Below are 6,385 nucleotides of genomic sequence, written 5' to 3' on the forward strand. Positions count from 1 at the left end.
ACAATCCAAAAATAATTGAGAGGCTAGGACTTTTGTCCCAGCCTCTTTTTCTGCAATTTTTTCGAATGGTATAAGTGAGGGGATTCCCTACACGAAATCATTGGAGGTTGCTATGAAAAAACGACATGAGTATGTATCGCCCACCTTGGATTTGATGGCAAAAAAGATTTTTAGTCTGCCGGATGTGACAGCGAAATTCATCCGCGAAGTATTGGATCTGCCAGTAGAGTCCGTTGAGATTTTAGAAGGAGACCAGATCCATGAGCAGGGGTTTTTAGGAGATCTTCCTTTTGAAACATCCGTTGATGTGAGAGCAAGGCTAGATAGTGGGCTTGAAGTGATCATTGAGATTCAAGTTTTGAAGCAAGAGTACTTCTTGAACCGTTTCCACTATTATTTAGCCAATCAACTGGTAGAAAATGTCCAACGCAAGCGAAAGAAAGGGGCAACCCATTCTATGTACCAGGAGATGGAGCCGGTCTATGGGATCGCTATCCTGGAGCGAAGTATTTTTCCTCATTTAGATTCACCCGTCAATGTCTATGAGATGCGCCATACAGTAGATGGGACACCTCTTTATAGTTCTCGCAAGAATGGGGTAGCTCATAATATGTTAAAGGTTGCCTTTTTAGAGTTGGATAAGTATAATGAAAGTAGAGATACGGAGTTGAATGCTCACTGGAGACAATGGCTTGAATTTTTTGGCAATCGCCCATTCAGTCATCAACCAGATCAAGTGATCGAGCAGGCAGAATCACTCCTGATCCCATCAAATTGGACAAGGGAGGAAAAAGAAATGATTGATGAACGGATTCGTATCAGAGAAAATTGGGAAATGAGCATGGATACCTTTCGGAAAGAACAACTGGAAGCTGGTTTTCAGAAAGGGTTGGAAAAAGGTCTTGAACAAGGACTTGAACAAGGTCTCGAACAAGGTCTCGAGCGTGGTATCGAACAGGGATTGGAACAAGGCAGACAAGAAGGCATGGAACTGGGGATTCAAGCTGGTCAGCAGTCTCTAATTCAGAAACTGGCTTTGAAGGAGATGAGTATCGAGATGATTGCTGAAATGACAGATTTATCCTGCGAATCCATCAAAAAAATGTTGGCTACTGATTCGTCTGACGAGGCGTAGTAGCGCGAACAGAATTTTGGGATTGAGAATTGCCTTGCTTATAAAAAAGTAGTTCTAAAATGGATTGTAAAGATCGTCTGGGGGTCGTTTTTATTGGATGTTGATCCTCTACAGATTTATACGGTTGTGATTTATTGAAGGTTGATCCTCTACAGATTTATACGGTTATGATTTATTGAAGGTTGGACACTTTTGTCTAACCTTTTTTTCTCACTCCTCTTGGCCCTCCCTTGGTGAAATGGAATAAAAGTTTAAAATATCCGAGTTGTAATCCTTGACATTACATTATGATCGTGTATAATAGCTATTGTAACAAAAAATCTTACAACAGAAAGAGGAAACAACTATGAAAAACATTTTATTTATTGTCGGATCCCTTCGTCAAGGATCTTTCAACCACCAAATGGCCCAGAAAGCAGAAAGCCTTCTTGAAGGAAAAGCGACGGTGACTTACTTGGACTACAAGGACATCCCAATGATGAACCAAGATTTGGAAACGCCAACCTTGCCAGCTGTGCAAGCAGCGCGTGATGCGGTCCTTGCTGCGGATGCCATCTGGATCTTCTCACCAGTCTACAACTTTGCCATTCCAGGTGTAGTGAAAAACCTGATCGACTGGCTTAGCCGTGCCCTTGACCTGTCAGAAACTCGTGGTCCATCTGCCCTCCAAGACAAGATCGTAACCGTCTCTTCAGTCGCTAATGCAGGACACGAGCCAATGTTTGCGGCTTACCAAGCCCTCTTGCCATTCGTTCGAACTCAAGTAGTTGGAGAGTTCACTGGAACAACCGTAAACCCAGAAGCCTGGGGAACAGGTGAATTAATCTTGACAGATGAAGCGGTCGCAGGACTGGAAAAACAAGCACAAGCCTTATTAGAAGCATAAGAAAAAGCTGAGACAGAAGTCTCAGCTTTTTAGATACTAAAGAGTTGTCCGAAGAAGTAAGTCACACCCATGGTGAGAAGGCCAATGATGAGATTGCGAAGCATGGCTGGCTTGGTTGGTGCTTTTCCCAGTTTTGCACTGGTATAGCCAGTGAAGATCAAAGATAATCCAACAACGAAGACCGTCACCGGAATGCGATAGGCAGTTGGAAAGAGAATGATCGAGAGCATTGGAGGAAGGGAACCAACAGAAAAAGCAAGGAAGCTAGATGCAGCAGCATGCCAAGGATTGGTAAACTCCTCGTATTCGATACCATATTTCTCTTCGACCAGGGCTTTGAGGGGATATTTCAGAAAGGCCCGTTCTGTCAAAATCTTTGCGGAAGTTTCGCATTCTCCATTTTGAAGATAAGCATTGTAGAGAGAGTCTCTTGCTAACTTTGGATCGCGATCCAACAAGGCTTGTTCGCGGTTCACAGCGGCTTCTTCCGTGTCTTTTTGTGTGGAAACAGAGACATACTCACCGCCTGCCATCGAAAAGGCACCTGCCAGAATCGCCGATAAGCCAGATAGGAAAATGATCCAGATGTTTGGTGTGGCACTGGCCACCCCGATCACCACCCCAGCAATAGAAATGATTCCATCATTGGCCCCGAGAACAGCAGCTCTCAAGATATTCAATCGGTCGTTAAATGATTCATCTACTCCATGTTTTATTTCAGTCATACAATATCTCCTTTGTCTTATTTAGAATGATTATAAATAAAATACAAAAAGAAAGCAAGGATTTTAACTCAAATGATAAAAGTTCGACAATTTAATGAAATTTAAGTTATAATCTTTGACATTGCAAGCAAAAAAGAAAGAATAGGGCATACGCCTATTCTAGCAAGGTTTATTTAGCGGAAGTGGTCTTACCTTTGAAGATCCTGATGGCATTGTCACACGGGTCAGAAAAGGATAATAAAAAGGGAGTGGGAAAGAACTCCGTAAAATAAAAAAATTGAAAAGGTTCCCCGAACCTTTTCAATTTTCCCACCCCCGCAAAGTTGATTAGGTCTTCTTTGGAGCTTAATCAAGCGAACAAATACTTAGGAAACTTGCTTCGCAAGTCCTATCTACCACCTCAAAGCAGTGCTTTGAGCAATCAACCACTGCGTCATACAGTTATTTCTATCAAAGATCGAAGGCTGGACAGTTTATTCCCAGCTCCTTTCTGATGAGAAAAATTAATTCGTATCTTGTTCTTTCCCAACAACCCAAAATAAGAGAAGGAGTTGGAAGATGCCTAAGGCAAATAGGACCATAAAACCGTTGCGACTTCCTTTAGCAGTGGCTTGGGTGAAGTCCATCTTTTGATTAGCTTGGCTCATGGCAACGATCAGCGAAGCCAGGGTTGTTCCGACAGCGCCTGCAAATTGTTGCAGGGTGTTAAAGATCGCGTTCGCATCGGGTTGCTCTTCCAGAGAGAGTTGTTTTTGTCCGTTGGTCATAATATTGCCAAAGGCCAGTCCCATACCAGTCATAAAGATCATGTAAAAGATAAGAATCAAGCCATTTGTCAGCTTCAGGGCAAAAAGGGTGAAGTGGAAATGGGCCAGAAGGATGAAAGTAGCTCCAAGGAGAATCGGTTTACGGGCGCCCAACTTATCTAGAATGAGACCGGAGAAAGGAGCAAAACCTGCTCCAATGATGGCTCCTGGAAGCAGCATCAAGGCCGCAAGCGTGGTGCTCGAGTGGTTGACCAATTGGACATAATTGGGCAAGAGGAAACTCATGGCCAGAGAACCTAATTGGAAGGTGAAAAAGGCAAGAACATGGCCAGTGAGGAGATGGTTCTTTAAGATGGCAAGGTTGATAATGGGAGTCTCCAAGCGATTAGACCGCCAGACTAAGAGAACCAGTCCCAAGAATCCGATCACCAGCCAACCAAGGACAGAAAAACTAAAGAAAGCATGGTCAGAGAGTCCGTGAATGCCTAGAATCAAGCCTAAAAATAAAGCAATAATGGCGAGAAGACTCATGATATCAAGCCTTTCTCGCTTGACTGTACTGATTTGTTTAATGGAGCGAAGTCCTGCAACCAGAGAAGCTAGAAGGATCGGGAATTGAACCAAAAAGATGGACCGCCAACCGAAGTTAGCCGTCAAGAGACCACCGACAGTAGGCCCAATGGCTGGTGCAATGGCTGTAATCAGGGTCCCCACTCCCATCATGAGACCGATCTTGCGTTTTGGGACCTGCTCTAAAATGATATTAAACATCAGAGGGAGGGCAAAACCAACCCCCATTCCTTGGACTAATCGCCCCAGGACCACAAAGCCAAAACTTGGAGCTAGGAAGTCAATGAGAACACCTAAAACAGATAGGAGATTTCCAACTAAAAAGATGGACTTCATTTTAAAAGAGCGCTTGAGGTAGGCAGATAAGGGGACTACACAGGCAACCACTAGAAGATAGATGGTGGTGACCCACTGGACTGTTGCGGTATTGATTTCAAATTCCTTCATCAATATTGGGAAGGTGATATTCATGGCAGTTTCTCCAGCCACCCCGCAAAAGGAAAGGATCCCTGTTGCAAAAATAGCGTAGAGGACCTTGGCTGAAATTTTTTCTTGTGACATCGGTGTCTGATTCCTCCTAAATCTTCCTAAAGACATGGACTATGGTATAAAATCGGATGAAAATCCATGGTAACGATCTGATTTTCCGTCAGGTAGCATAGTGGGACCTACGGCAACCTGCTCCGTCGTTTTGTTAGCTAACAAATAGTATAGAGGAAATGAAGACCCCTGTCAAAGAGTTTTTGAAAAGTTTTGAAAATATTAACAGCATTCTCAACTGATGACGTCTTTCCAAACGAAAGGAAAGGCTCGCCAGTATGGTATAATAATAGAAAAGTAAACAATGTGAATAAGTCAATCAACTCGAACAGGAGGCCCCATGACCAAGTATTTAGTCCAGAAGTTTTTCTGGTTACGAGAAAAAAGTTTGATTCAAATATCCCAGAAAACCCTGGTTTCCTTATTTCCTTTTTTCTTATTTTCAGGAATCATTCGAGTGATTGCCTTATCGGTCTTTTCCGATCGAGGCTATATCCATCAGCTCTTTTCGATGGATAGTTGGTTGCCATGGGATCAAGCTATCAGCCAGGTTCTTATTAATTTTTCCAACTTTCTAGGAGGTCTAGCAGGGCCTTTAGCAACCTACTTCGCTGGGAAATATACAGCTGGGCACTATGGTAGAAGTACAGGGACAGCCGGCGTGACTGCTCTTTTGGTCAGCTTGATTGTAGGGTCTCAGGAATTGTTGGTGGGACCACTTAATGATGGGCAACTGACGCGAATTAACTTACCTGCGACGACTAATATCCTCTTAGCTATTGTTTTAGGCTATCTAATCGGACAGATCTTTCGACTATCCAAGGCTAGTGACGACCAGATTGTGGACAAAGACTTTATCTATCAGCCCAAGACTGTGCGTCCCATTTTCTTGTCCTTGGTTCTAGGGGTTAGCCTGAATATTTTCCTCCTTATTGGCAATCAGTACCGTATTTTTCAAATGATCGGTCAATTCTTTAGTTTTCTGACTAAAAGCAGTCATCATCTCCTGTCCACCTTTGTCATGGGACTATTTAGTGGGTTATCTGCTTGGTTTGGTAATAGTCAATCCTTTGCCTTGAACTCAATTGCGGATGATAACTTTGCTTTGGAAAATCTTACCTACGCTGTGACGCATCATACAACGACAGGCATTCCTCATCTCTATACCTTGACCAATTTGTACCGCAGTTTTGGTCTGGTAGCTGGAATTGGAGCCGTCCTAGCGCTTTTGGTGGCGATCCTGTTGGTTTCACGAAGTCAAAAGGACAAGAAAGTCAGTTTTCTCAGTCTGTTTCCAAGTCTCTTTAACAACGGGGCGTCTTTCATGGTAGGGATACCGGTCCTTCTCAACCTCCTATATGTGATTCCCTTCTTATTGATCCCCTTGGTGAATATGGGAGTAGCAGCTGTGGCTTTGTGCTTCAAGCTGATGCCTGCAGCCGTCTATCCGGTGCCAGATGGGACTCCTAGCCTTCTTTATGCTTTTATTGGAACGGGAGGAAGTCTGAGAGCCTTAGCTGTAAGCCTTCTTTGTTTTGCCGTCGATGTGCTCCTTTATCTACCATTTGTCCGCATGGGAAATCGTATCCGAAAAGATTTAAAAGTGAAAGGAGAAAGCGATGAAGTCATCTAAAAAAACAGCGATCGTCCTTACTTTGGTCAGTCTTTTCTTGATCGCTTTAGCCATTCCTTCTTATAGCTGGACTCGGACCAATGTTTCAAAAATCGAGAAATTTTATAATTCCAAACTGTCTCCCATCAT

At 43.4% G+C, this 6,385-nt stretch carries 5 protein-coding genes and 1 pseudogene; 4 read left to right on the forward strand and 2 right to left on the reverse strand.

Annotation, left to right across the window (positions count from 1 at the left end):
- Positions 1-112 precede the first annotated feature (112 nt).
- Complete coding sequence (locus ADG03_RS02355; RefSeq protein WP_049473147.1) at positions 113-1,135, forward strand: Rpn family recombination-promoting nuclease/putative transposase; 1,023 nt, start codon at positions 113-115, stop codon at positions 1,133-1,135.
- Between the two features lie 346 nt (positions 1,136-1,481).
- Positions 1,482-2,021 (forward strand): NADPH-dependent FMN reductase, encoded by a 540-nt coding sequence (locus ADG03_RS02360; RefSeq protein WP_049473148.1) that lies wholly within the window; start codon positions 1,482-1,484, stop codon positions 2,019-2,021.
- A gap of 29 nt (positions 2,022-2,050) precedes the next feature.
- Here the strand turns inward: ADG03_RS02360 and ADG03_RS02365 are convergent, their stop codons facing one another.
- Together ADG03_RS02365 and ADG03_RS02370 are read right to left on the reverse strand one after the other, a co-directional pair.
- Positions 2,051-2,746 carry a VIT1/CCC1 transporter family protein gene (locus ADG03_RS02365; protein ID WP_049473149.1) on the reverse strand — a complete coding sequence of 232 codons (696 nt, stop codon included), beginning with the start codon at positions 2,744-2,746 and terminating at the stop codon, positions 2,051-2,053.
- Positions 2,747-3,249: 503 nt separating this feature from the next.
- Positions 3,250-4,644, reverse strand: a complete 1,395-nt coding sequence (locus ADG03_RS02370; RefSeq protein ID WP_049473150.1) for an MFS transporter — start codon at positions 4,642-4,644, stop codon at positions 3,250-3,252.
- A gap of 319 nt (positions 4,645-4,963) precedes the next feature.
- Between ADG03_RS02370 and ADG03_RS02375 the strand changes: the two genes are divergently transcribed.
- Together ADG03_RS02375 and ADG03_RS11810 are read left to right on the forward strand one after the other, a co-directional pair.
- A complete protein-coding gene (locus tag ADG03_RS02375; protein WP_049473151.1) occupies positions 4,964-6,256 on the forward strand; it encodes a PTS transporter subunit EIIC in 1,293 nt (430 codons plus the stop codon).
- Positions 6,243-6,385: pseudogene (locus ADG03_RS11810) on the forward strand (alpha/beta hydrolase); the annotation flags it as partial. The gene ADG03_RS02375 and the pseudogene ADG03_RS11810, both read left to right, overlap by 14 nt.

This window comes from Streptococcus parasanguinis (genome assembly GCF_001069785.1).
GTDB lineage: Bacteria > Bacillota > Bacilli > Lactobacillales > Streptococcaceae > Streptococcus > Streptococcus parasanguinis_T.